The organism is Burkholderia sp. LMG 13014 (assembly GCF_905232215.1).
Classification (GTDB): Bacteria; Pseudomonadota; Gammaproteobacteria; order Burkholderiales; family Burkholderiaceae; genus Burkholderia.
Genome location: NZ_CAJNKE010000007.1, coordinates 1 through 25490, shown reverse-complemented (window position 1 = coordinate 25490; position 25490 = coordinate 1). Strand labels below are relative to the sequence as shown.

General features: G+C 60.6%; 19 protein-coding genes and 4 tRNA genes. 1 reads left to right on the top strand and 22 read right to left on the bottom strand.

The features are described 5' to 3' along the window. From rplW to JYJ84_RS02080, 22 genes are all read right to left on the bottom strand, one after another. On the bottom strand, positions 1 to 315 hold the full coding sequence (gene rplW, locus JYJ84_RS02185) for a 50S ribosomal protein L23 (protein ID WP_004199275.1): 315 nt from the start codon (positions 313 to 315) through the stop codon (positions 1 to 3). Next, positions 312 to 932, bottom strand: coding sequence for a 50S ribosomal protein L4 (rplD, locus tag JYJ84_RS02180; RefSeq protein ID WP_011350675.1), 621 nt, complete (start codon positions 930 to 932; stop codon positions 312 to 314). The genes rplW and rplD overlap by 4 nt, the downstream gene beginning before the upstream one ends. Then, positions 932 to 1582 carry a 50S ribosomal protein L3 gene (gene rplC / locus JYJ84_RS02175; RefSeq protein WP_006482922.1) on the bottom strand — a complete coding sequence of 217 codons (651 nt, stop codon included), beginning with the start codon at positions 1580 to 1582 and terminating at the stop codon, positions 932 to 934. The genes rplD and rplC overlap by 1 nt, the downstream gene beginning before the upstream one ends. 177 nt (positions 1583 to 1759) lie before the next feature. Further along, positions 1760 to 2071 carry a 30S ribosomal protein S10 gene (rpsJ, locus tag JYJ84_RS02170; protein WP_004199280.1) on the bottom strand — a complete coding sequence of 104 codons (312 nt, stop codon included), beginning with the start codon at positions 2069 to 2071 and terminating at the stop codon, positions 1760 to 1762. 285 nt (positions 2072 to 2356) lie between these two features. Then, the gene (tuf, locus tag JYJ84_RS02165) at positions 2357 to 3547 is read right to left on the bottom strand and encodes an elongation factor Tu (RefSeq protein ID WP_011350666.1); all 1191 of its coding nucleotides are present in this window, start codon (positions 3545 to 3547) and stop codon (positions 2357 to 2359) included. Between the two features lie 39 nt (positions 3548 to 3586). Beyond that, entirely contained in the window at positions 3587 to 5689 is a 2103-nt protein-coding gene (gene fusA / locus JYJ84_RS02160) for an elongation factor G (protein WP_122944197.1), read from the bottom strand. Positions 5690 to 5812: 123 nt separating this feature from the next. Beyond that, positions 5813 to 6283 carry a 30S ribosomal protein S7 gene (gene rpsG, locus JYJ84_RS02155; RefSeq protein ID WP_006477195.1) on the bottom strand — a complete coding sequence of 157 codons (471 nt, stop codon included), beginning with the start codon at positions 6281 to 6283 and terminating at the stop codon, positions 5813 to 5815. Between the two features lie 172 nt (positions 6284 to 6455). Beyond that, complete coding sequence (rpsL, locus tag JYJ84_RS02150; protein ID WP_006400662.1) at positions 6456 to 6836, bottom strand: 30S ribosomal protein S12; 381 nt, start codon at positions 6834 to 6836, stop codon at positions 6456 to 6458. Between the two features lie 226 nt (positions 6837 to 7062). Further along, positions 7063 to 8910 (bottom strand): DNA helicase RecQ, encoded by a 1848-nt coding sequence (gene recQ / locus JYJ84_RS02145; protein WP_174963393.1) that lies wholly within the window; start codon positions 8908 to 8910, stop codon positions 7063 to 7065. Between the two features lie 321 nt (positions 8911 to 9231). Then, positions 9232 to 13476, bottom strand: a complete 4245-nt coding sequence (rpoC, locus tag JYJ84_RS02140) for a DNA-directed RNA polymerase subunit beta' (protein ID WP_122944195.1) — start codon at positions 13474 to 13476, stop codon at positions 9232 to 9234. 21 nt (positions 13477 to 13497) lie between these two features. Next, the gene (rpoB, locus tag JYJ84_RS02135) at positions 13498 to 17604 is read right to left on the bottom strand and encodes a DNA-directed RNA polymerase subunit beta (protein ID WP_175223644.1); all 4107 of its coding nucleotides are present in this window, start codon (positions 17602 to 17604) and stop codon (positions 13498 to 13500) included. A 377-nt stretch (positions 17605 to 17981) separates the two neighbouring features. Next, positions 17982 to 18356 carry a 50S ribosomal protein L7/L12 gene (gene rplL, locus JYJ84_RS02130; RefSeq protein ID WP_011350669.1) on the bottom strand — a complete coding sequence of 125 codons (375 nt, stop codon included), beginning with the start codon at positions 18354 to 18356 and terminating at the stop codon, positions 17982 to 17984. Between the two features lie 63 nt (positions 18357 to 18419). Then, a complete protein-coding gene (rplJ, locus tag JYJ84_RS02125) occupies positions 18420 to 18917 on the bottom strand; it encodes a 50S ribosomal protein L10 (RefSeq protein WP_038715103.1) in 498 nt (165 codons plus the stop codon). Positions 18918 to 19225: 308 nt separating this feature from the next. After that, positions 19226 to 19924, bottom strand: a complete 699-nt coding sequence (gene rplA, locus JYJ84_RS02120) for a 50S ribosomal protein L1 (RefSeq protein WP_175223643.1) — start codon at positions 19922 to 19924, stop codon at positions 19226 to 19228. Beyond that, positions 19925 to 20356: a 50S ribosomal protein L11 gene (rplK, locus tag JYJ84_RS02115; protein ID WP_006477201.1), complete on the bottom strand. Its 432-nt coding sequence runs from the start codon at positions 20354 to 20356 to the stop codon at positions 19925 to 19927. Positions 20357 to 20498: 142 nt separating this feature from the next. Next, on the bottom strand, positions 20499 to 21056 hold the full coding sequence (gene nusG, locus JYJ84_RS02110; RefSeq protein WP_006400672.1) for a transcription termination/antitermination protein NusG: 558 nt from the start codon (positions 21054 to 21056) through the stop codon (positions 20499 to 20501). Between the two features lies 1 nt (position 21057). Further along, positions 21058 to 21438: a preprotein translocase subunit SecE gene (gene secE, locus JYJ84_RS02105; RefSeq protein WP_006482892.1), complete on the bottom strand. Its 381-nt coding sequence runs from the start codon at positions 21436 to 21438 to the stop codon at positions 21058 to 21060. A gap of 43 nt (positions 21439 to 21481) precedes the next feature. Next, positions 21482 to 21557 (bottom strand) — tRNA-Trp (locus JYJ84_RS02100). A gap of 59 nt (positions 21558 to 21616) precedes the next feature. Beyond that, positions 21617 to 22807, bottom strand: a complete 1191-nt coding sequence (gene tuf, locus JYJ84_RS02095; RefSeq protein ID WP_011350666.1) for an elongation factor Tu — start codon at positions 22805 to 22807, stop codon at positions 21617 to 21619. Positions 22808 to 22873: 66 nt separating this feature from the next. Then, a tRNA-Thr gene (locus tag JYJ84_RS02090) sits at positions 22874 to 22948 on the bottom strand. Between the two features lie 24 nt (positions 22949 to 22972). After that, positions 22973 to 23046 (bottom strand) — tRNA-Gly (locus tag JYJ84_RS02085). Positions 23047 to 23090: 44 nt separating this feature from the next. Next, positions 23091 to 23176: transfer RNA gene (locus JYJ84_RS02080), tRNA-Tyr, on the bottom strand. Positions 23177 to 24133: 957 nt separating this feature from the next. Here JYJ84_RS02080 and JYJ84_RS02075 point away from each other — a divergent pair. Beyond that, the gene (locus JYJ84_RS02075) at positions 24134 to 25099 is read left to right on the top strand and encodes a phytanoyl-CoA dioxygenase family protein (protein WP_174963615.1); all 966 of its coding nucleotides are present in this window, start codon (positions 24134 to 24136) and stop codon (positions 25097 to 25099) included. The last annotated feature ends 391 nt before the right edge of the window (positions 25100 to 25490 follow it).

Sequence of the window (25490 nt, the reverse complement as noted above, 5' to 3'; positions counted from 1 at the left end):
TTACTTGGCCTCCGCTTCAAAGTTGATTTCCTGGCCGGGCTTCAGGCAAACGTACGCCTTCTTCACGTCCTTGCGGCGGCCCATCGAACGGCCAAAGCGCTTTTGCTTGCCCTTCTGAACCAGCACGTTGACGGAATCAACTTCAACCTTGAACAGCAGCTCGACAGCCGCCTTCACTTCCTGCTTCGTGGCATCCGGTGCGACTTCGAACACGACTTGCTCGTTCTTGTCGGCAACCAGCGTCGCCTTTTCCGAGATCACCGGTGCGAGCAGGACCTGCATCAAACGATGATCGTTCTTGCGAATCTCGCTCATGACAGCAACTCCTCGATCTGGGCGACCGCAGCCTTCGTGACCAGCACTTTCTTGAAGTAGATCAGCGAGAGCGGGTCAGCGTAGCGCGGCTCGACAATTGCCACGTGCGGCAGGTTGCGCGATGCCAGGTACAGGTTCTCGTCGACCGTATCCGTAATGATCAGAACGGAGTCGAGACCCATGGTCTTGAATTTTTCGGCCAGCAGCTTGGTCTTCGGCGCTTCGAGGATGATGTCCTCGACGACCGACAGACGGCCTTCACGGGCCAGCTGCGAGAAGATCGAGCAGAGACCTGCGCGATGCATCTTCTTGTTGACCTTGTGCGAGAAGTTTTCTTCCGGCGAATTCGGGAAGATACGACCACCGCCACGCCACAACGGGCTCGACGACATACCGGCACGAGCGCGGCCCGTACCCTTCTGGCGCCACGGCTTCTTCGTCGTGTGCTTGACTTGCTCACGGTCCTTCTGTGCGCGGTTACCCTGGCGAGCATTCGCCTGGTAAGCGACGACGACCTGGTGGATCAGCGCTTCGTTGTAGTCACGACCGAACACGACGTCCGATGCGTTGACCACTGCACCTTCCTGACCATTTTCGTTCAGGAGCTTGAGTTCCATTATTTCGCCCCCTTGGTCTTGACGGCCGGCGTCACGAAGACTTTGCCGCCCTTCGCGCCCGGAATCGCACCCTTCACGAGCAGCAGCTTGCGCTCTGCGTCGATACGAGCGATTTCGAGGTTCTGCACCGTCACCGTCACGTCACCCATGTGACCCGTCATGCGTTTACCCGGGAAAACACGACCCGGATCTTGCGCCATACCGATCGAGCCCGGCACGTTGTGCGAGCGCGAGTTACCGTGCGTAGCACGGCCGGAGGAGAAGTTGTAACGCTTGATCGTACCGGCGTAGCCCTTACCGATCGACACGCCTTGCACGTCGACCTTCTGGCCCACTTCGAAAAGATCTGCACCGACCACGGCGCCATTCGACAGCTCAGCTGCCTTGGCCGCGTCAATGCGGAATTCCTTGAGGATTTCACCGGCTTCGACACCGGCTTTGGCGAGATGACCTGCCAGCGGCTTCGTCACGCGCGATGCACGACGGGAGCCGAATGCAACCTGCACGGCCGTGTAGCCGTCGGTTTCAACAGTCTTGATCTGCGTCACGCGGTTGTCCGACACGTCCAGCACGGTGACGGGAATCGAATCCCCTTCCGCCGTGAAGATACGGGTCATGCCAACCTTGCGACCTACGAGTCCAAGGCTCATCATTTTCTCCATTCCCGACTGCGATTGGTCGGGGCTGATTTACAAAATGCCGGGCACGCAAGGCCCAACTTTTTTCCGCGAATACGCGAAAAGCCAAGCATTATAGCCCGACCTCGCGTTTTCCGCAAGCAATCAAAGACTTAGCGCCGCCCGGCTTGCCGATCGGCGCCGGAAGCCTTACTGCAGCTTGATTTCCACGTCGACGCCAGCCGGCAGGTCGAGCTTCATCAGCGCGTCAACCGTCTTGTCGGTCGGATCGACGATGTCCATCAGGCGCTGGTGGGTACGGATTTCGAGCTGATCGCGCGACGTCTTGTTGACGTGCGGCGAACGCAGGATGTCAAAACGCTGAATGCGCGTCGGCAGCGGCACCGGGCCACGGACGATTGCGCCAGTCCGCTTCGCGGTATCGACGATCTCGGCAGCCGATTGATCGATCAGACGATAGTCGAATGCCTTCAGGCGAATGCGGATTTTCTGTTGCTGCATGACGATTCCTTGGAAAGAGCGAGGCGATGTTGCATCGCCGGACACTAAAAGAACGCGAAACATGACGCCTGCGGGGAGCGAGACATCAAGTTCCGAACGGTACTTCCACTGCTAAGCCCGCGATTCTACACGAAATTCTGGAGCGATGGTGCGAGTTTCTCGCCCCGCACATCGGCGTACCGAAAAAACAAAACCGGGTGCCAGCGCAAGCTGGACACCCGGTTTCGACGGTAAAACCACTACCGCGGAATCGCGGACCCCGCCGGGATCCGCGGATCGTCGATATTACTCGATGATCTTGGCGACGACGCCGGCGCCGACCGTACGGCCGCCTTCGCGGATTGCGAAGCGCAGACCTTCTTCCATCGCGATCGGAGCGATCAGCTTCACCGTGATCGACACGTTGTCGCCCGGCATCACCATTTCCTTGTCCTTCGGCAGCTCGATCGAGCCCGTCACGTCCGTCGTACGGAAGTAGAACTGCGGACGGTAGTTGTTGAAGAACGGCGTGTGACGGCCGCCTTCGTCCTTGCTCAGCACGTACACTTCAGCCGTGAAGTGCGTGTGCGGCGTGATCGAACCCGGCTTCGCCAGAACCTGGCCACGCTCCACGTCTTCACGCTTCGTGCCGCGCAGCAGGATACCAACGTTGTCGCCTGCTTGACCTTGGTCCAGCAGCTTGCGGAACATTTCAACGCCCGTGCAGGTCGTCTTCACCGTCGGCTTGATACCGACGATTTCGATTTCTTCGCCGACCTTCACGATGCCGCGCTCAACGCGACCCGTCACAACCGTACCACGGCCCGAGATCGAGAACACGTCTTCCACCGGCATCAGGAACGCGCCGTCAACTGCACGCTCCGGCGTCGGGATGTACGTGTCCAGCGCGTCGGCCAGGCTCATGATCGCCACTTCGCCCAGCTCGCCCGTGTCGCCTTCCAGCGCCAGCTTCGCCGAACCCTTCACGATCGGCGTGTCGTCGCCCGGGAAGTCGTACTTCGACAGGAGTTCGCGAACTTCCATCTCGACCAGCTCGAGCAGTTCAGCGTCGTCCACCATGTCGCACTTGTTCAGGAACACGATGATGTACGGAACGCCAACCTGACGGGCCAGCAGGATGTGCTCACGCGTCTGCGGCATCGGGCCGTCAGCTGCCGAGCAAACCAGGATCGCGCCGTCCATCTGCGCTGCGCCCGTGATCATGTTCTTCACATAGTCAGCGTGGCCCGGGCAGTCGACGTGTGCGTAGTGGCGGTTAGCCGTTTCGTACTCGACGTGTGCCGTGTTGATCGTGATGCCGCGCGCCTTTTCTTCCGGTGCCGCGTCGATCTGGTCGTATGCCTTCGCTTCGCCGCCGAACTTCTTCGTCAGAACCGTCGTGATCGCTGCCGTCAGCGTCGTCTTGCCGTGGTCAACGTGACCAATCGTACCAACGTTCACGTGCGGCTTGGTCCGCTCGAATTTACCTTTTGCCATGATTCTCTTCTTTCAAAAATAATCGATTGTGATAACGAATTACTTCGTCTTCGCGCTGATGATCGCTTCTGCAACGTTCTTCGGAGCTTCAGCGTAGTGCTTGAATTCCATCGTGTACGTTGCGCGACCCTGCGTCAGCGAACGCAGCGACGTCGAGTAGCCGAACATTTCCGACAGCGGCACTTCGGCGCGCACGATCTTGCCGCCGCCAACCATGTCGTCCATGCCCTGGATGATGCCGCGACGACCCGACAGGTCGCCCATCACGTTACCCATGAAGTCTTCCGGCGTTTCCACTTCCACGGCCATCATCGGCTCGAGCAGAACCGGATCCGCACGACGCATCGCTTCCTTGAACGCCATCGAACCGGCCATGCGGAACGCATTTTCGTTCGAGTCGACGTCGTGGTACGAACCGAACGTCAGCGTGACCTTCACGTCGACAACCGGGAAGCCAGCCAGCACGCCGCTCTTCAGCGTTTCCTGGATACCCTTGTCAACCGACGGGATGTATTCACGCGGAATCACGCCGCCCTTGATCGCGTCGACGAACTCGTAGCCCTTGCCCAGTTCGCTGCGCTCAAGCGTAATGACCGCATGGCCGTACTGACCACGACCACCCGACTGCTTGACGAACTTGCCTTCGACGTCCGCGGCCGACTTGCGAATGGTTTCGCGGTATGCCACCTGCGGCTTGCCGACGGTCGCTTCCACGCCGAATTCGCGCTTCATCCGGTCGACCAGAATTTCGAGGTGGAGCTCGCCCATGCCCGAAATGATGGTTTGACCCGATTCTTCGTCGGTCTGCACGCGGAACGACGGATCTTCCTGAGCGAGACGGTTGAGCGCCAGGCCCATCTTTTCCTGGTCAGCCTTCGTCTTCGGCTCGACGGCCTGCGAAATCACCGGCTCCGGGAAAATCATGCGTTCGAGCACGATCGGATGTGCCGGATCGCACAGCGTGTCGCCCGTGGTCGCTTCCTTCAGGCCGACCGCAGCAGCGATGTCGCCTGCGCGAACTTCCTTGATTTCTTCGCGCTGGTTCGCGTGCATCTGCAGAATACGGCCGAGACGTTCCTTCTTGTCCTTGGTCGCATTGAGCAGCGTGTCGCCCGAATTGACGACGCCCGAGTAGACGCGGAAGAAGATCAGCTGGCCGACGAACGGGTCGGTCATGATCTTGAACGCGAGTGCCGAGAACTTCTCGTCGTCGGACGCACGGCGTTCCGTCTTCTCGCCATTTTCGAGTTCACCCGTAACCGGCGGGATGTCGATCGGCGACGGCAGGAAATCGATCACGGCGTCGAGCATACGCTGCACGCCCTTGTTCTTGAATGCGGTACCGCACAGCATCGGCTGAATTTCGCACGCGATCGTACGGTCACGCAGACCCTTCAAGATCTCGGCTTCGGCCAGGTCGCCCGCTTCGAGATACTGATTCATCAGCTCTTCGCTCGACTCGGCAGCCGCTTCGACCATCTTTTCACGCCATTCATTGCACGTGTCGACGAGTTCCGCCGGGATGTCCACGTAGTCGAACTTGGTACCTTGCGATGCCTCGTCCCAAATGATCGCCTTCATCTTGATCAGGTCGACGACACCCTTGAAGCCTTCTTCCGCGCCGATCGGCACCACGACCGGAACCGGGTTCGCCTTCAGGCGCAGACGGAGCTGGTCGTAGACCTTGAAGAAGTTCGCGCCGGTACGGTCCATCTTGTTGACGAACGCGAGACGGGGCACCTTGTACTTGTTCGCCTGGCGCCACACCGTTTCCGACTGCGGCTGCACGCCGCCCACTGCGCAATACACCATGCATGCGCCGTCGAGCACGCGCATCGAGCGCTCGACTTCAATCGTGAAGTCGACGTGGCCCGGGGTGTCGATGATGTTGATGCGGTGTTCCGGACGGTCGCCGGCCATGCCCTTCCAGAAGGCGGTGGTAGCAGCGGACGTGATCGTGATGCCACGCTCCTGTTCCTGCTCCATCCAGTCCATCGTGGCTGCGCCGTCGTGGACTTCACCGATCTTGTGGTTCACACCGGTGTAAAACAGAATGCGCTCGGTCGTCGTCGTTTTGCCGGCGTCGATGTGAGCGCTAATACCGATATTGCGGTAGCGCTCGATAGGAGTCTTGCGAGCCACTTTGATCCTCTACTGGGATGACACGATGCAGCGCCGCTGCATCGTGCTTCAACACAAACGGGCGAGGCGCCTGAAAAGCGCACCCGCCCGGAATTTATTTCCGCTAAAAGCCCAGCCAGGCGCTTAGAAACGGAAATGCGAGAACGCGCGGTTGGCTTCTGCCATGCGGTGAACTTCGTCGCGCTTCTTCATCGCGCCGCCACGGCCTTCGGCCGCTTCGGAGAGTTCACCTGCCAGGCGCAGGGCCATCGACTTCTCGCTACGCTTCTTCGCAGCCTCACGCAGCCAGCGCATCGCCAATGCCATACGACGCGACGGGCGCACTTCGACCGGAACTTGATAGTTGGCACCACCAACGCGACGGCTCTTCACTTCGACCACCGGCTTGACGTTGTTGAGCGCAACCGTGAACACTTCCAGCGGGTCCTTGCCACCCTTGGTCTGGATTTGTTCGAATGCGCCATAAACGATGCGCTCTGCGACCGACTTCTTGCCGGACAGCATCAGCATGTTCATGAACTTGGCTACATCAACGTTACCGAACTTCGGATCCGGCAACACTTCCCGCTTAGGGACTTCGCGACGACGCGGCATGATTCTTCCTTTACTTGTTCAGTTGGAGCTGGTTCCAGCTCCGCGGCCACCAACAAACCCGATCACATCTTCACGACTAACCAGCTTGGCCGGGTGACCACTTACTCGACAGCACCGGCAATCCGGCACTCCCGCCTTGACCGCCCTGCGGCGATCCCTGATCAAAAACTGCTTACTTGGCAGCCTTTGCACGCTTCGCGCCGTACTTCGAGCGCGCTTGCTTACGGTCCTTGACGCCCTGGGTATCCAGCGAGCCGCGAACCATGTGGTAACGCACACCCGGCAAGTCCTTCACACGGCCGCCGCGGATCAGCACAACCGAGTGTTCCTGCAGGTTGTGGCCTTCACCGCCGATGTACGAAATCACTTCGAAGCCGTTCGTCAGACGAACCTTGGCGACCTTACGGAGTGCCGAGTTAGGCTTCTTCGGCGTCGTCGTGTACACACGGGTGCACACGCCGCGACGCTGGGGGCAGTCCTGCAGGGCCGGGCTCTTGCTCTTCGTCGTTTCCGACTGACGGCCTTTGCGAACCAGTTGGTTGATGGTTGGCATTGTTTATTCCTGAAATTGAACAAAATCTGCGCATCGATTTCGGGCAAAGCGAGAATCGACGCACAGTTGACTTCCGAACCGGCGAAACGGGGCGAACTTTCGAACGCAACTCGTCCCACCGAATACCGGAACCCAGCATCATATTCCGGAAATACCAACTAAGTCAACGGCTTGCGTGATCCGCCAGCCGGACGCGTGGTTTACCGGAAGGGTCGGAACGCCTGTGTCAGGCCGACTCGACGACGTCGATGATCTCGTCGCCGAAGCGCTCCAGCTTGCGCACGCCCATGCCGGGGATATGGCGCAGGTCGTCGATCGACTCCGGCGCGTTGCGTGCGATCTCGGCGAGCGTCGCGTCGTGGAAGATCACATAGGCCGGCACGCCGTCCGTCTTCGCCGTTTCCGCACGCCATGCGCGCAGTGCATCCCACCGCGCGCGCTCACGCGTGCCCATGCCGGCCGTCGGATCGACGCGCGTACCGCTGCGGCTCGACGACTGGCGCGTACGCTGCGGCTTCACGTAGCGGCGCAGCGTGACCTTCTCCTCGTTCTTCAGCACGGGCTTCGCGGCCTCGGTCAGCACGAGCGCGCCGAAGCCGCCATGATCGACGGCCAGGTAGCCGTACGCGACGAGCTGCCGGAAAATCGCGCGCCACTCCGGCTCCGACAGCGACGCGCCGATGCCGAACGTCGTGAGCTGGTCGTGGCCGCGCTGCAACACCTTCTCGGTGCGCCCGCCGCGCAGGATCTCGATCAGGTGGCTCGAGCCGAAATTGAAGCCACTCGCGCGCTGCGCACGGAACACACACGACAGCGCCATCTGCGCCTCACGCGTGGCGTCCCACGAATCGGGCGGCTCGAGGCACGTGTCGCAGTTGCCGCACGGCTTGCTCTCCTCGCCGAAGTAGTTCAGCAGCCGCACGCGACGGCACGAGATCGTCTCGCACAGCCCGAGCAGCGCGTCGAGCTTCGACGTCTGGACGCGCTTGTGCGCGTCGTCCGCATCGGACTCGTCGATCATCTTGCGCTGCTGGACGACGTCGCCGAGACCGTACGCCATCCACGCATTTGCGGGCATCCCGTCGCGGCCGGCGCGGCCCGTTTCCTGGTAGTAACCTTCGACGCTCTTCGGCAGATCCAGGTGCGCGACGAAGCGCACGTCCGGCTTGTCGATGCCCATGCCGAACGCGATCGTCGCGCACATGACGATGCCTTCCTCGCGCTGGAACATTTCCTGGTGCTTCTGCCGCACCTCGAACTCCATCCCTGCGTGATACGGCAGCGCTCGCACCCCCTGCGCCTTCAACCATTCGGCCGTTTCCTCGACCTTGCGGCGCGACAGGCAATAGACGACGCCCGCATCCGTCGTACCGTCGGCATTCGTGTGTTCGGCGCGGATGAAATCGAGCAGCTGCGAACGCGCGTTGTCCTTTTCGACGATCCGGTAGCGGATGTTCGGGCGGTCGAAGCTCGACACGAACACGCGCGCGTCGTCGAGCGCGAGACGGTGGATGATCTCGTCGCGCGTGATCGCGTCGGCCGTGGCGGTCAGCGCGACGCGCGGCACCGACGGAAACCGCTCGTGCAGCACCGACAGCTGGATGTATTCCGGGCGGAAGTCGTGCCCCCATTGCGACACGCAGTGCGCTTCGTCGATCGCGAACAGGCCGATCTTCGCGCGCTCGAGCAGGTCGAGGAAGCGCCCCGTCATCAGCCGTTCCGGCGCGACGTACAGCAGGTCGATTTCGCCTTCGCGCAGCGCGCGCTCGGTCGCCGCGGCCTCGGCGCCCGACAGCGTCGAATTCAGGTATGCCGCGCGCACGCCCACTTCCCTCAGTGCGGCGACCTGGTCCTGCATCAGCGCGATCAACGGCGACACGACGATGCCGGCGCCCTGCCCGGCCTCGCGGCGCAGCAGCGCCGGGATCTGGTAGCACAGCGACTTGCCGCCGCCGGTCGGCATCAGCACGAGGCAATCGCCGCCGCCGGCGACGTGTTCGACGATCTCGCCCTGCTGGCCGCGAAATGCGGGGTAACCAAATACTTCGTCGAGGATTTCGAGGGCGCGGGACATGAATGAGGGCAGAGACGGCTAAACGATGACCGCAATTTTAACAACCCGCTCGCGCGACGCGTGGCGAATCGTGCGGTTTTGGCCGATTGGCCAGGATTCGTTCGCGCGCATGACGGGCCTGCCAAGGCCGCGGTGCGAGTGATTGCGATGGCTGCGGCGGCACCTGCAGCCAGGCGACGCCTGGCTCGCAAGCGACCTCCGGCGGCACGGCGCAGGCCCGTCATGCGCGTGAACGACAGATGAAAAAAAACCGCCCGGCAGAACCGGGCGGTTTCGATGACAGCGATGACAGCAAGGCAAGGCGGCTCGCGCCGCCCGCACTTACTCGGCTGCCGGGTGTTGCTGCGGCTCTTCTGCCGGCGCGCTAGGCGTGCCGAAGTCGAACGATTCTTCCGCTGCGATCTGGTCGAAACGCTCGCGATCCGACGATTCCTTCGCCTTGCGTGCCTTGTGGAACGCGAGACCCGTACCGGCCGGAATCAGACGGCCGACGATCACGTTTTCCTTCAGGCCGCGCAGATCGTCGCGCTTGCCCATGATCGCCGCTTCGGTCAGCACGCGGGTCGTTTCCTGGAACGATGCCGCGGAGATGAACGAGTCGGTCGACAGCGATGCCTTCGTGATACCGAGCAGCACGTTGTCGTACGAAGCCGGACGCTTGTCGTCGGCGATCATGCGATCGTTCTCGTCCAGCATGTCGGAACGTTCGACCTGTTCGCCCGGGATGAAGCGCGTATCGCCGTTGTCGGTGATCTGCACACGACGCAGCATCTGGCGAACGATCACCTCGATGTGCTTGTCGTTGATCTTCACGCCCTGCAGACGATACACGTCCTGCACTTCGTCGACGATGTAGCGCGACAGTGCCTCGATACCCTGCAGACGCAGGATGTCGTGCGGATCGGCCGGACCGTCCACGATCATTTCGCCCTTGTTGACGACCTGAGCATCGTGAACCAGAACCTGCTTTTCCTTCGCGATCAGGAACTCGTGCTGGTTGCCCTCGAGATCCGTGATGACGAGACGCTGCTTGCCCTTCGTGTCCTTACCGAACGACGTCGTACCGGTGACTTCCGCGAGAATGCCGGCATCCTTCGGCGAACGCGCTTCGAACAGTTCCGCCACCCGCGGCAGACCGCCGGTAATGTCACGCGTCTTCTGCGCTTCCGTCGGGATACGTGCGAGCACTTCACCGACCTGCACTTGCTGACCGTCCTTCACGGTGATCAGTGCGCCGACCTGGAAGCCGATCTGCACCGCATGCTCCGTGCCCGGGATCTTCACTTCGTCGCCGTTCGCGTCGAGCAGCTTCACCTGCGGACGCACGCTCTTCGAAGCCTGCGAACCGCGGCGCTTCACGTCGATCACGACCAGGGTCGACAGACCGGTCACGTCGTCGATCTGCTTCGCGACGGTCACGCCTTCCTCGACGTTCTCGAACTTCACCGTACCACCGTACTCGGTGATGATCGGACGCGTCATCGGATCCCACGTCGCGAGTTGCGTACCGGCCTTGATGGTCACGCCATCGAGCTGCAGCAGCGTCGCGCCGTACGGCACTTTGTGACGCTCGCGCTCGCGGCCGAAGTCGTCGGTGATCAGCGCCTCGCCCGAACGCGAAATGACGATCTGCTCGCCCTTCGCGTTGGTGACGTAACGCATCGTCGCCGTGAAGCGGACGATACCGTTGCTCTTCGCTTCGACCGACGAAGCCACTGCCGCACGCGATGCCGCACCACCGATGTGGAACGTACGCATCGTCAGCTGCGTGCCCGGCTCACCGATCGACTGTGCCGCGATCACGCCGACTGCTTCGCCGACGTTCACGAGCGAGCCGCGGCCGAGGTCGCGGCCGTAGCAGGCTGCGCACAGGCCGTAACGCGTTTCGCAGGTCAGCGGCGTGCGCACGCGCACTTCGTCGATGCCGAGGCGTTCGATTTCCTCGACCGCCGTTTCGTCGAGCAGCATGCCCGATTCGTACACCGTTTCCTGCGTTTCCGGGTTCACGACGTCCGCGACCGCAACGCGGCCGAGGATACGGTCGCGCAGCGCTTCGACGACTTCACCGCCTTCGACGAGTGCCTTCATTGCCACGCCGTTCGACGTGCCGCAATCGTCTTCCACCACGACCAGATCCTGCGTGACGTCAACGAGACGACGCGTCAGGTAACCCGAGTTCGCGGTCTTCAGTGCCGTATCAGCCAGACCCTTACGTGCACCGTGGGTCGAGATGAAGTACTGCAACACGTTCAGGCCTTCGCGGAAGTTCGCGGTAATCGGCGTCTCGATAATCGAGCCGTCCGGCTTCGCCATCAGGCCACGCATACCGGCCAGCTGACGAATCTGCACCGCCGAACCCCGGGCGCCCGAGTCGGCCATCATGTAGATCGAGTTGAACGATTCCTGGCGCGTTTCGTTGCCGTCGCGGTCCGTCACCGGCTCCGTCGACAGCTGCTCCATCATCGCCTTGCCGACCGCTTCCGACGTTGCCGACCAGATGTCGACCACGTTGTTGTAGCGTTCCTGCGCGGTGACGAGACCCGACATGTACTGACGGTCGTACTCCTTCACCTTCTTCGCGGCGTCGCCGACGATCGTTTCCTTCTGCGGCGGCACGAGCATGTCGTCCACGCAGATCGAGATGCCGGCACGCGTCGCGAGACGGAAACCCGACTGCATCAGCTGGTCGGCAAACACCACCGTCGCACGCAGACCGCACTTGCGGAACGCCGTGTTGATCAGGCGCGAGATTTCCTTCTTCTTCAGCGGCTTGTTCAGCACCGAGAACGGCAGGCCGTGCGGCAGGATCTCCGACAGGATCGCGCGACCGACGGTCGTCGCGTACAGCGAGATCTTCGGCACGAATTGCGGCGCGCCTTCCGACGTGTCTTCGTTGTGGACCATTTCGGTGATCCGCACGTTGACGCGCGAGGCCAGCTCGACTTCCTTGTTCTCGTACGCGCGGAGCACTTCCGACACGCCGGTGAACGACAGGCCTTCGCCCTTCGCATTGACCGCTTCGCGGGTCGCGTAGTACAGACCCAGCACGATATCCTGCGACGGCACGATCGACGGATCGCCGTTAGCCGGGAACAGCACGTTGTTCGACGCCAGCATCAGCGTGCGTGCTTCCATCTGCGCTTCGAGCGACAGCGGCACGTGAACAGCCATCTGGTCACCGTCGAAGTCGGCGTTGAACGCCGCGCAGACGAGCGGGTGCAGCTGGATTGCCTTACCTTCGATCAGCACCGGCTCGAACGCCTGGATACCGAGACGGTGCAGCGTCGGCGCCCGGTTCAGCATCACCGGGTGCTCGCGGATCACCTCTTCGAGGATGTCCCACACCACCGGCGTCTGGTTCTCGACTTCCTTCTTCGCAGCCTTGATGGTCGTCGCGACGCCCATCACTTCCAGCTTGTTGAAGATGAACGGCTTGAACAGCTCGAGCGCCATCAGCTTCGGCAGACCGCACTGGTGCAGCTTCAGCGTCGGGCCGACCACGATGACCGAACGGCCCGAGTAGTCGACGCGCTTGCCCAGCAGGTTCTGACGGAAACGACCGCCCTTACCCTTGATCATGTCGGCGAGCGACTTCAGCGGACGCTTGTTCGCGCCCGTCATCGCCTTGCCGCGACGACCGTTGTCGAGCAGCGAGTCGACGGCTTCCTGCAGCATCCGCTTTTCGTTGCGGACGATGATTTCAGGAGCCTTCAGCTCGAGCAGACGCTTCAACCGGTTGTTACGGTTGATCACGCGGCGATACAGGTCGTTCAGGTCCGACGTCGCGAAACGGCCGCCGTCCAGCGGCACGAGCGGACGCAGTTCCGGCGGCAGCACCGGCAGCACTTCGAGGATCATCCACTCGGGCTTGATGCCCGAGCGCTGGAATGCCTCGAGGACCTTCAGGCGCTTCGCGTACTTCTTGATCTTCGCTTCCGAGCCGGTGTTCTTCAGCTCGGTGCGCAGCGTCTCGACCTGCTCGTCGATGTTGATCGCGCGCAGCAGTTCACGCACGCCTTCCGCGCCCATTTCGGCACGGAATTCGTCGCCGTATTCCTCGACCTTGTTGTAGTAATCCTCTTCGGTCATGATCTGCCGCGCCTTCAGCGGCGTCATGCCCGGTTCGATCACCACGTAGGCTTCGAAGTACAGCACGCGTTCGATGTCGCGCAGCGTCATGTCGAGCACCATGCCCAGACGCGACGGCAGCGACTTCAGGAACCAGATGTGAGCGACCGGCGAGGCCAGCTCGATGTGGCCCATCCGTTCGCGACGCACCTTCGCCAGCGTCACTTCGACGCCGCACTTCTCGCAGATCACGCCGCGGTGCTTCAGACGCTTGTACTTGCCGCACAGGCACTCGTAGTCCTTGATCGGCCCGAAGATCTTCGCGCAGAAGAGACCATCGCGTTCCGGCTTGAACGTACGGTAGTTGATGGTCTCCGGCTTCTTCACTTCACCGAACGACCACGAACGGATCTTGTCCGGCGAGGCCAGACCGATCTTGATCGCGTCGAAAACTTCTTCCTGTTGGACTTGCTTGAATAGATCGAGCAGAGCTTTCATTGCTTTCTCTCCGTAGTCCGATTAATTGCGGTCGAGATCGATGTCGATACCGAGCGAGCGGATTTCCTTCACGAGCACGTTGAAGGATTCCGGCATGCCTGCATCGATCACGTGATCGCCCTTGACCAGGTTTTCATAAACCTTGGTACGGCCGTTCACGTCGTCCGACTTCACCGTCAGCATTTCCTGCAGCACGTAGGACGCTCCGTACGCTTCGAGTGCCCACACTTCCATTTCACCGAAACGCTGGCCACCGAACTGCGCCTTACCACCCAGCGGCTGCTGCGTGACGAGCGAGTACGGGCCGGTCGAACGCGCGTGCATCTTGTCGTCGACCAAGTGGTGCAGCTTCAGGTAGTGCATGTAGCCGAGCGTCACGCGACGTTCGAACATTTCGCCCGTGCGGCCGTCGTACAGGCGGACCTGGTTCTTCGACGGGTTCATGCCGAGTTGTTCCGCGATGTCGTCCGGGAACGCGAGGTTGAGCATCTTGCCCATTTCTTCCTCGGTCGCACCGTCGAACACCGGCGTTGCAAACGGCACGCCTTCGCGCAGGTTCTTCGCGAGTTCGAGGATCTCGTCGTCGGTGAAGCTTTCCAGGTCTTCCTGGCGGCCCGAGTCGTTGTAGATCTTCGTCAGGAACACGCGCATTTCCTCGATCTTCGCCTGACGCTGCAGCATTTCGCCGATACGCCAGCCGAGGCCCTTCGCGGCCCAGCCGAGGTGCACTTCCAGAACCTGACCCACGTTCATCCGCGACGGAACGCCCAGCGGGTTCAGCACGACGTCTGCCGGACGGCCATCGGCCATGTACGGCATGTCTTCGATCGGAACGATCTTCGACACGACACCCTTGTTACCGTGACGGCCTGCCATCTTGTCGCCAGGCTGCAGGCGACGCTTGACCGCGAGGTACACCTTGACCATCTTCAGCACGCCCGGCGGCAGTTCGTCGCCTTGCGTGAGCTTCTTGCGCTTCTCTTCGAACGCGAGGTCGAACTGGTGACGCTTTTCTTCGATCGAGTTCTTGATCGCTTCGAGCTGCGCCGCTGCTTCGTCGTCCGCGAGGCGGATGTCGAACCAGTGGTAGTGGTCGAGGTCTTCCAGGTAAGCCTGGTCGATCTTCGTGCCCTTCGCGAGCTTCTTCGGACCGCCGTTCGCGACCTTGCCCACGAGCATGCGCGCGAGACGCTGGAACGCGTCGCCTTCCACGATGCGCAGCTGGTCGTTCAGGTCGAGACGATAGCGCTTCAGTTCGTCGTCGATAATCTGTTGCGCGCGCTTGTCGCGCTGGATGCCTTCACGCGTGAACACCTGGACGTCGATCACGGTGCCGCTCATGCCCGACGGCACGCGCAGCGACGTGTCCTTCACGTCCGAGGCCTTCTCGCCGAAGATCGCGCGCAGCAGCTTCTCTTCCGGCGTCAGCTGGGTCTCGCCCTTCGGCGTGACCTTGCCGACCATCACGTCGCCTGCTTCGACTTCCGCACCGATGTACACGATGCCCGATTCGTCGAGACGGCCGAGCTGGACTTCAGCCAGATTCGAGATGTCGCGCGTGATTTCTTCCGGCCCGAGCTTCGTGTCACGTGCAACGACGTTCAGCTCTTCGATGTGGATCGACGTGTAGCGATCGTCCGCAACGACCTTCTCCGAGATCAGGATCGAATCCTCGAAGTTGTAGCCGTTCCACGGCATGAACGCGATCAGCATGTTCTGGCCGAGCGCGAGCTCGCCCAGGTCCGTCGAGGCGCCGTCGGCCAGCACGTCGCCGCGCGAGACCTTGTCGCCCATCTTCACGATCGGACGCTGGTTGATGTTCGTGTTCTGGTTCGAACGCGTGTACTTGATCAGGTTGTAGATGTCGACACCGACTTCACCTGCGACTGCTTCGTCGTCGTTCACGCGAATCACGATACGGCCTGCGTCGACATAGTCGACGACGCCGCCACGGAACGCCTGAACCGTCGTACCCGAGTCGACCGCACAGGTGCGCTCGATGCCCGTACCGACGACCGGCTTTTCCGGACGCAGACACGGCACGGCCTGACGCTGCATGTTCGAACCCATCAGTGCACGGTTCGCGTCATCGTGTTCAAGGAACGGAATCAGCGAAGCTGCCACCGACACGATCTGCGACGGCGCAACGTCCATGTACTGGATACGGTCCGGCGTGACCATCATCGTTTCGCCGGCTTCACGCGACGACACGAGTTCGTCGATCAGCTGGCCGTTCTCGTCGATCGCGGCGTTTGCCTGCGCGATCATGTAGCGGCCTTCTTCGATCGCCGACAGGTAATCGATCTGGTCGGTCACCTTGCTGTCCACGACCTTGCGGTACGGCGTCTCGAGGAAGCCATACTCGTTCAGGTGCGCATACAGTGCGAGCGAGTTGATCAGACCGATGTTCGGACCTTCCGGCGTTTCGATCGGGCACACACGGCCATAGTGGGTCGGGTGCACGTCACGAACTTCGAAGCCTGCGCGTTCGCGCGTCAGACCGCCCGGGCCCAGTGCGGAAACACGTCGCTTGTGCGTGATTTCCGACAGCGGGTTGGTCTGGTCCATGAACTGCGACAGCTGCGACGAACCGAAGAACTCGCGGATCGCCGACGAAATCGGCTTCGAGTTGATCAGGTCGTGCGGCATCAGGTTTTCGCTTTCGGCCTGGCCGAGGCGTTCCTTGACTGCGCGCTCGACACGCACGAGACCTGCGCGGAACTGGTTTTCCGCCAGTTCGCCGACGCAACGCACGCGACGGTTGCCGAGGTGGTCGATATCGTCCACTTCGCCCTTGCCGTTGCGCAGCTCGACGAGGATCTTGATCGTCGCGAGGATGTCGTCGTCCTGCAGCGTCATCGGGCCGGTGATTTCATCACGGCTGACGCGGCGGTTGAACTTCATACGGCCGACCTTCGACAGGTCGTACGCTTCTTCGCTGTAGAACAGACGGTTGAACAGTGCCTCGACCGCTTCTTCGGTCGGCGGCTCGCCCGGACGCATCATGCGGTAGATCGCGATGCGCGCGGCCGTCCTGTCGGTCGTTTCGTCGACACGCAGCGTCGACGAGATGTACGGCCCCTGGTCCAGGTCGTTCGTGTAGAGCGTCTGGATGTCCTTGATGCCCGCTTCGCGCAGCTTCTCGAGCACGCTTTCCGTGACTTCGTCGTTCGCGCTCGCGATCACTTCGCCGGTATCGCCGTCGACGACGTTCTTCGCCAGCACGCGACCGAGCAGATAGTCTTCCGGCACCGAGATGAACTTGGTCTTCGCGGCTTCGAGGTCGCGAATGTGCTTCGCGTTGATCCGCTTGTCCTTCTGGACGATGACCTTGCCATCACGATCCGTGATGTCGAAACGCGCGACTTCACCACGCAGGCGCTCGGGCACGAACTCGAGTTGCGCGCCTTCGTCCATCAGCGTGAAGTTGTCGAACACGAAGAAGTTCGCGAGGATCTGTTCCGGCGTGAGGCCGATGGCCTTCAGCAGGATCGTGACCGGCATCTTGCGGCGACGGTCGACGCGGAAGTACAGGATGTCCTTCGGGTCGAATTCGAAGTCGAGCCACGAGCCGCGGTACGGAATGATCCGTGCCGAGAACAGCAGCTTGCCCGAGCTGTGCGTCTTGCCCTTGTCGTGTTCGAAGAACACGCCCGGCGAACGGTGCAGCTGCGAGACGATGACACGCTCGGTGCCGTTGATGACGAACGAGCCCGTCGGCGTCATGAGCGGCATTTCGCCCATGTACACTTCCTGCTCTTTCACTTCCTTGACGACCGGCTTGTTCGGCGATTCCTTGTCGAGGATGACAAGGCGGACCTTCGCGCGCAGCGCGGAGCAGTACGTCAGGCCACGCTGCTGGCATTCCTTGATGTTGAATGCCGGCGAGGACAGCGCATAGCTCACGAACTCAAGGCGCGCGAAACCGTTGTGCGAAACAATGGGAAATACCGATGTGAACGCGGCCTGCAAACCTTCAGGCTTGCGTTGTGTGGCCGGCACATCGGCTTGCAGAAACGTGCTGAATGATTCAAGCTGGGTAGCCAGCAAGAACGGAACTTGGTGAACGATGGGGCGCTTCGCGAAACTCTTGCGAATGCGCTTCTTCTCGGTGAAGGAATATTGCATACGATCTCCGAATCACGGCGGGTGCTATCGAGGCGGAATACCTTGACGTTTCAAACCCGAGTGTTCACCGACTGAGACCCGATGGCCGTTCGACGGCTTGAACGAGCCGAGAAGCTTGGTGGTTGGCCGCTACCAACCGCTGGCTGACGGCAGCGGATGCCTGTGTTGCCCGCTACCCGACCAAACTTGCCTTCTGCAGTCGCTTCAGAAGACAAAGAGAACCGCCATTCGTGACCAATGACAACGATCAGGCGGTTTTCTTTGGCTTCTGGGGCCGATTATTCGGGCTCCCGAATGAGTGCCAGAATAACGTCCCCACAAAGCACAAAAAGGCCGGCGGTGAAAATACCGCCAGCCTTCGCGCAGCGAGCCGAAACTTACTTGATTTCGGCCTTCGCGCCTGCGTCTTCCAGCTTCTTCTTGGCTTCGTCAGCAGCAGCCTTCGGCACCGCTTCCTTGACGGGCTTCGGTGCGCCGTCAACCAGGTCCTTCGCTTCCTTCAGGCCCAGGCCCGTCAGTTCGCGAACTGCCTTGATGACTGCAACCTTGTTGCCGCCTGCTTCGAGCAGCATGACCGTGAATTCGGTCTGCTCTTCAGCAGCAGCAGCAGCGCCGCCGCCTGCCGGGCCAGCGACTGCCACTGCAGCTGCCGACACGCCAAACTTCTCTTCGAATGCCTTGACCAGTTCGTTCAGTTCCAGAACGGTCATCCCTTCGACTGCTGCCAGGATGTCTTCTTTTGCGATTGCCATTTGAAATACTCCTAAATTGAATTCGGATACAGCCAGCGATCAATGACGCTGATGCACGTTCGATTACGCAGCTTCCGCTTGCTTCTTCTCGGCCAGCGCGGCCAGAGCGCGCGCGAAGCCCGAAACAGGCGATTGCATAACGAACAGCAGCTTCGAGAGCAGTTCTTCGCGGCTCGGGATGCTTGCCAGCGCTTGCACGCCAGCCTTGTCCATCACCTTGCCATCGAACGAACCAGCCTTGATGACCAACTTGTCATTGCTCTTGCTGAAGTCGTTGACGACCTTAGCAGCAGCAATTGCATCTTCCGAGATGCCGTAGATCAACGGGCCAGTCATCTGCTCTGCCAGCGGAGCAAACGGCGTACCTTCAACAGCGCGACGCGCCAGCGTGTTCTTCAACACGCGCAGGTAAACCTGTTGCTCACGCGCTTTCGCGCGCAGCTTGGTCAGATCGCCAACCGCAATTCCACGATACTCAGCCAGCACAACGGTCTGGGCCTTCGCGACTTGCGCGGCAACCTCAGCGACGACGGCTTGCTTGTCTTCTCTATTAAGCGGCACGGTTAGCCTCCAGAAACGATACGTTCGGCGCGGCCGGCATGGCCGAAACCTCACGTACCTCGTTCAACAACGGCGTCCGACCTCGTTAGGAGTATTTCCACCTCACGCCGGGAATCGCTTCACGGCCTGCGGCTTCACCACTGCAAAACTTTTTCGGGTTCGCCATCTGCGTTGGCTTGAATTAAGGGATCACCTGACTGCTGCGCCCCACCAACGGTCTTTGATAACCGGTTGTTCGCCCTGCTGCACGAACAACCGCCCAAAGCCCATGTAGGCCGCTTCGCGAACGAAGCGGCCCGAATACTTGCTTACTGTGCTGCCAGCGTAGCCTGGTCGACACGCACGCCGACGCCCATCGTGCTCGACAGTGCGATCTTGCGCAGGTAGCCGCCCTTGCTCGTTGCCGGCTTAGCCTTCTGCAGCGCTTCGATCAGCGCCGACAGGTTCGAACGCAGTGCTGTCGGCTCGAACGATGCACGGCCGATGGTCGCGTGGATGATACCGGCCTTGTCGACACGGAATTGCACCTGACCAGCCTTCGCGTTCTTGACGGCGGTTGCGACGTCCGGCGTGACCGTACCGACCTTCGGGTTCGGCATCAGGCCGCGCGGGCCGAGGATCTGACCGAGCGTACCGACGATACGCATCGTGTCCGGCGAAGCGATCACGATGTCGAAGTCCATCTGGCCAGCCTTGATCTGCTCTGCCAGGTCTTCCATACCGACGATTTCCGCGCCTGCTGCACGCGCTTGTTCAGCCTTCTCGCCTTGCGCGAACACTGCAACGCGAACCGACTTGCCCGTACCTGCCGGCAGAACGACCGAACCACGAACGACCTGGTCCGACTTCTTCGCATCGATGCCGAGCTGGACTGCGACGTCGATCGACTCGTCGAACTTCGCGCTCGCGCATTCCTTCACGAGGCTCAGTGCGTCTTCGATCGCGTACAGCTTCTGACGATCGACCTTGGCGGCAAATGCCTGACGGCGCTTGGAGATCTTAGCCATTTACACGCCCTCCACAGTGATGCCCATCGAGCGTGCGCTACCAGCGATGGTGCGAACGGCTGCGTCCAGATCAGCTGCCGTAAGGTCCGGCATCTTGGTCTTCGCGATTTCTTCGGCTTGAGCGCGCGTGATCGAACCGACCTTGTCGGTATGCGGCTTGCTCGAGCCCTTGTCCACCTTCGCCGCCTTCTTGATCAGGACGGTCGCCGGCGGCGTCTTCATCACGAACGTGAAGCTCTTGTCAGCGAATGCCGTGATGACCACCGGCACCGGCAGACCCGGCTCCATGCCTTGAGTCTGCGCGTTGAACGCCTTGCAGAACTCCATGATGTTCAGGCCGCGCTGGCCCAGTGCCGGACCGACCGGCGGCGACGGGTTGGCTTTACCTGCAGGGATCTGCAGCTTGATAAAGCCGATAATCTTCTTTGCCATTTGTGAACCTCATTGGAACGCCAGAGAAGGCGTTCGGTGAGTAATAACGCGCTTTCGCCACTGGCTACTGACGCTCCTCAACGGCCATGACGCGGGCCGTAAGCGCGAAGGTGGGCAGCCGAGGCTGCCCACCGAATCGGGATCAAACTTTTTCGACCTGGCCGAACTCGAGTTCGACCGGAGTGGATCGGCCAAAGATGGTGACCGACACACGCACGCGCGATTTTTCGTAGTTGACTTCTTCGACGGTGCCGTTGAAGTCCGTGAACGGGCCTTCCTTGACACGCACCATCTCGCCGACTTCGAACAGGGTCTTCGGGCGCGGCTTTTCGACGCCTTCCTGCATCTGCGACATGATCTTTTCGACTTCCTTCGGGGAAATCGGGGTCGGGCGGTTACGTGCACCGCCGACGAAACCGGTGACCTTCGCGGTGTTCTTCACGAGGTGCCACGTTTCGTCCGTCATTTCCATCTCCACCAGCACGTAGCCAGGGAAGAAACGACGCTCGGTCACAGCCTTGTGGCCGCCTTTGACTTCGACCACTTCTTCGGTCGGAACCAGGATCTGACCGAATTTGTCCTGCATGCCAGCACGTTCGATGCGCTCTTGAAGCGCGCGTTGCACGCTCTTCTCCATACCGGAGTAGGCGTGCACGACGTACCAACGCTTTCCGCTCGGGGATGCCGGAGTATCGCTCATATCATTTCCAACCCAGAATCGCCGAGAAAATCACCCATTCGATCGATTTGTCACTCAACCAGAGGAAAATCGCCATCACGAGCACGAAACCGAACACGACGAGTGTGGTTTGCGTTGCTTCCTTGCGGGTGGGCCAAACGACCTTCCGGACTTCCTTGTACGAATCCTTGGCAAAGGCGATGAGGCTCTTGCCAGGGGCGGACATCAGCCCGACGGCCACGCCGGCGATGATACCTACCGCCAACGCGGCACCGCGGACATACCACTGCTGATTGGCCAGCCAGAAGAAGCCCACGAATCCGGCCAAGACCAGCAATACGCCCAGGGCCAGCATCAGCTTATCGCCGGAGGTATTTACAGTTTCGACGGATGGATTCGCCATAACACCTTAAAACAAATGCCACGTAGGACACGTGGCTATTTTTTGGCAGGGGCAGAGGGAATCGAACCCCCAACCTTCGGTTTTGGAGACCGACGCTCTGCCAGTTGAGCTATACCCCTAAACCATGCTGGGGCCGGCTGTTGCCAGCCCCAAAACTGTCGATCAACGAATAACTGGCTTACTCGATGATCTTGGCGACGACGCCGGCGCCGACCGTACGGCCGCCTTCGCGGATTGCGAAGCGCAGACCTTCTTCCATCGCGATCGGAGCGATCAGCTTCACCGTGATCGACACGTTGTCGCCCGGCATCACCATTTCCTTGTCCTTCGGCAGCTCGATCGAGCCCGTCACGTCCGTCGTACGGAAGTAGAACTGCGGACGGTAGTTGTTGAAGAACGGCGTGTGACGGCCGCCTTCGTCCTTGCTCAGCACGTACACTTCAGCCGTGAAGTGCGTGTGCGGCGTGATCGAACCCGGCTTCGCCAGAACCTGGCCACGCTCCACGTCTTCACGCTTCGTGCCGCGCAGCAGGATACCAACGTTGTCGCCTGCTTGACCTTGGTCCAGCAGCTTGCGGAACATTTCAACGCCCGTGCAGGTCGTCTTCACCGTCGGCTTGATACCGACGATTTCGATTTCTTCGCCGACCTTCACGATGCCGCGCTCAACGCGACCCGTCACAACCGTACCACGGCCCGAGATCGAGAACACGTCTTCCACCGGCATCAGGAACGCGCCGTCAACTGCACGCTCCGGCGTCGGGATGTACGTGTCCAGCGCGTCGGCCAGGCTCATGATCGCCACTTCGCCCAGCTCGCCCGTGTCGCCTTCCAGCGCCAGCTTCGCCGAACCCTTCACGATCGGCGTGTCGTCGCCCGGGAAGTCGTACTTCGACAGGAGTTCGCGAACTTCCATCTCGACCAGCTCGAGCAGTTCAGCGTCGTCCACCATGTCGCACTTGTTCAGGAACACGATGATGTACGGAACGCCAACCTGACGGGCCAGCAGGATGTGCTCACGCGTCTGCGGCATCGGGCCGTCAGCTGCCGAGCAAACCAGGATCGCGCCGTCCATCTGCGCTGCGCCCGTGATCATGTTCTTCACATAGTCAGCGTGGCCCGGGCAGTCGACGTGTGCGTAGTGGCGGTTAGCCGTTTCGTACTCGACGTGTGCCGTGTTGATCGTGATGCCGCGCGCCTTTTCTTCCGGTGCCGCGTCGATCTGGTCGTATGCCTTCGCTTCGCCGCCGAACTTCTTCGTCAGAACCGTCGTGATCGCTGCCGTCAGCGTCGTCTTGCCGTGGTCAACGTGACCAATCGTACCAACGTTCACGTGCGGCTTGGTCCGCTCGAATTTACCCTTGGCCATTTTCGACTCCCAAAAGGAATTTCACAGGTTGCGCCGCGCGCAAACAAGACACTGACTTTTTACTGCTGGTGCCCATGGGCAGGATCGAACTGCCGACCTCTCCCTTACCAAGGGAGTGCTCTACCACTGAGCCACATGGGCGCTTAACGCTTCAACTTCGCGGTCTGGAGCGGGTGAAGGGAATCGAACCCTCGTCGTAAGCTTGGAAGGCTTCTGCTCTACCATTGAGCTACACCCGCACGGGCCACAACCGATTCCTTACCGCTCACTGCGCTGATAATCTTGGTGGAGGAGGTTGGATTCGAACCAACGTAGGCGTAAGCCAACAGATTTACAGTCTGCCCCCTTTAGCCACTCGGGCACCCCTCCGTAGAGAACTGACGATTATGGGGGTGCATCGCACACCTGTCAAGCACATCCGGAAGATTATTTTCACTCTCTTCCCGACACCTACTTGACCACCGATCTCCCGCCCTTGCCCGGCTAAGGCAAGCATGGTTGCTACTGATCAGTGCCACATCTTCGTCAGACTCCGCCCTCAACGTCGATCTGCATCTACGCTGAAAACGAAAGACCGCCATCATACGACCTCTTGAGCACTCTGCCAAGCGGGTAGACACAAAATTTTTGCAAATATCGTGCCGGGGGGCTCCGCCAACGTTGCTCCCCGTATTCGTAGGGGTTTTAGCACCATTGCTGGGGAACACCGCAGCCTCGCGTCGAATGCCTCGGTGCCGCCTCGGAGGCGACGCGCGGGTGGGTTTGCGCGCGCCTCCCGGTCGTTGCGCCGAACAGCGAAGCCTTGCTTCTAGTACTGAATCGAGGTTAGTGCTGCGGAACGCTCGAGCACGGCAACAAGACAGCGAACTTCGCTGCGCTTGCCCCGCACGCCGCGACCCGACCAGCTGGGCTGGCGCTTAGGGTCAATGCTTGTCCGCCTTTTTGTCGAGCTTGTCGAGTTTCTCGGAAACCGCTTTGACGGCTCGATTGAAGTTGCCGATTGCCGTTCCGAACGCATAACTCGTCATATATGTGTGCACTGCAAAAAATCTCGAATGCGCTTTACGACTTCGCCTGGCTCAAAATCGCATCCCGTACTGTAGAATCGTTCGGTCGTGCTGCCCCTCCGAGCGGCGCCGGGGGTCCGCGAAGACTACGCCCAGTTCACTTAAAGTAGCGCACCCGGCTTCGGCGAGCGCCTCAGTATCCACCAGAAATCCCATAAAAAATCCGCCCGAAGGCGGCGGTTAAATCCATTCGTCGATATTCTGCGAGCAGCCACACCGTCTGGACTTTCAAACTCCTGCGTTATTTCCGAGGACCTGCATGAACTCGATAATCTCAAAAGTTAAAAGAGCCTTTGAACGACGGGCGGCAACCCGGTCAGGCATCATCGACTGGAAAAACGAGCGGACTTACAAGCTTTGGTTTGAAGAACCCGACGCGTTAACGCGAGTTCCGGAAATCGCGGCTCGGTGGGGGCTCAGCGCAGACGAGCGCGATTTGCTGTCTAAATGGGTAACAGACGGCTACTTCACGATGCCGGACGTATTTGGCCTCGCCGACCTGGAAGCCTATGCCTCAGAAGTCGATAGCGCCTGGTTCGCCGACAAAGCGATCGACGGCCTGGCCATCTCGGACGTCATCGTCGACGGAGTCAAGACGACTCACATGCCGCATAACGACCTACTTTCCCTTCCGCGCGAAACTCGCAGTCAAGCGAGAGAGGAATCGAACTGGCGCATCGGCGAGTTCCATCTGTATAACCAGGCCGCCGCGAAGATCTTTCGCAACAAGCAGGCTATCCGCATCTGTTCCGCACTACTCGATCGCGCAGCCGTGCCGCACTTCTCGCTGACCTTTTCAAAGGGAAGCATGCAACTTCTGCATCAGGACACATGCGTCTTCCACACATGGCCGATGAATGCGCTTATCGGCGTGTGGGTTGCGCTCGAAGACATCAAGCCCGGCTCTGGGCCGCTGGTCTATTTCCCGAAATCGCACCGCGAGCCACTTTTCAGCGAGTTCGATAACTACCCGCAGACTCAACGCCGCACATCATCCCCCGAGCAATCAGATCGGTATCAAGAGTACGTTGAAGAGGTTGCATCGAAATACGAGCGCAAAGAGTTCCTCGCGAAAAAGGGCGAGGTCCTTTTCTGGCATGGGATGCTCGTGCACGGCGGCGCCGATTATGTCGCCCCAGGGAGCACGCGCAAGTCATTCGTGATCCACTACATGCCGGAAGGCGGAAACGTCGCGCACCGCGTTCAAGGGCCCTTCAACTGGTGATCATTTCCAAGGCCCTCCCCGTTCGGCGAGGGCCCTTAACGATCAGGATCCCGGTGGGAATGGCGACGCCTTCGGAAACCGACGAAGTCGTGCTCCCTGTCGCAGCACTGACAATCGCGTGCGACGACTTTCGATACGCAGCCCAAACCTTCAGAACGGAAACGTTGCTTTCAAGGCAACGAAGTAGCGTTACATCCGACTTCGACGGCCGGCCCTTTGCTCGGTCGCGGTACGTCGTCCGTGCCGCTTTAGCAACATCCGCCTCTGCTGGCTGATAAAGCGCAGCGCTCAGCGGTGCCGATAGGAGCTGCTCCGCTCCACAAGAGGGAGGTTGATCTCGCCGGTGGCGGTGGTGATCAACGAGTGCAATGCTCTACCCCACCCCGAACAC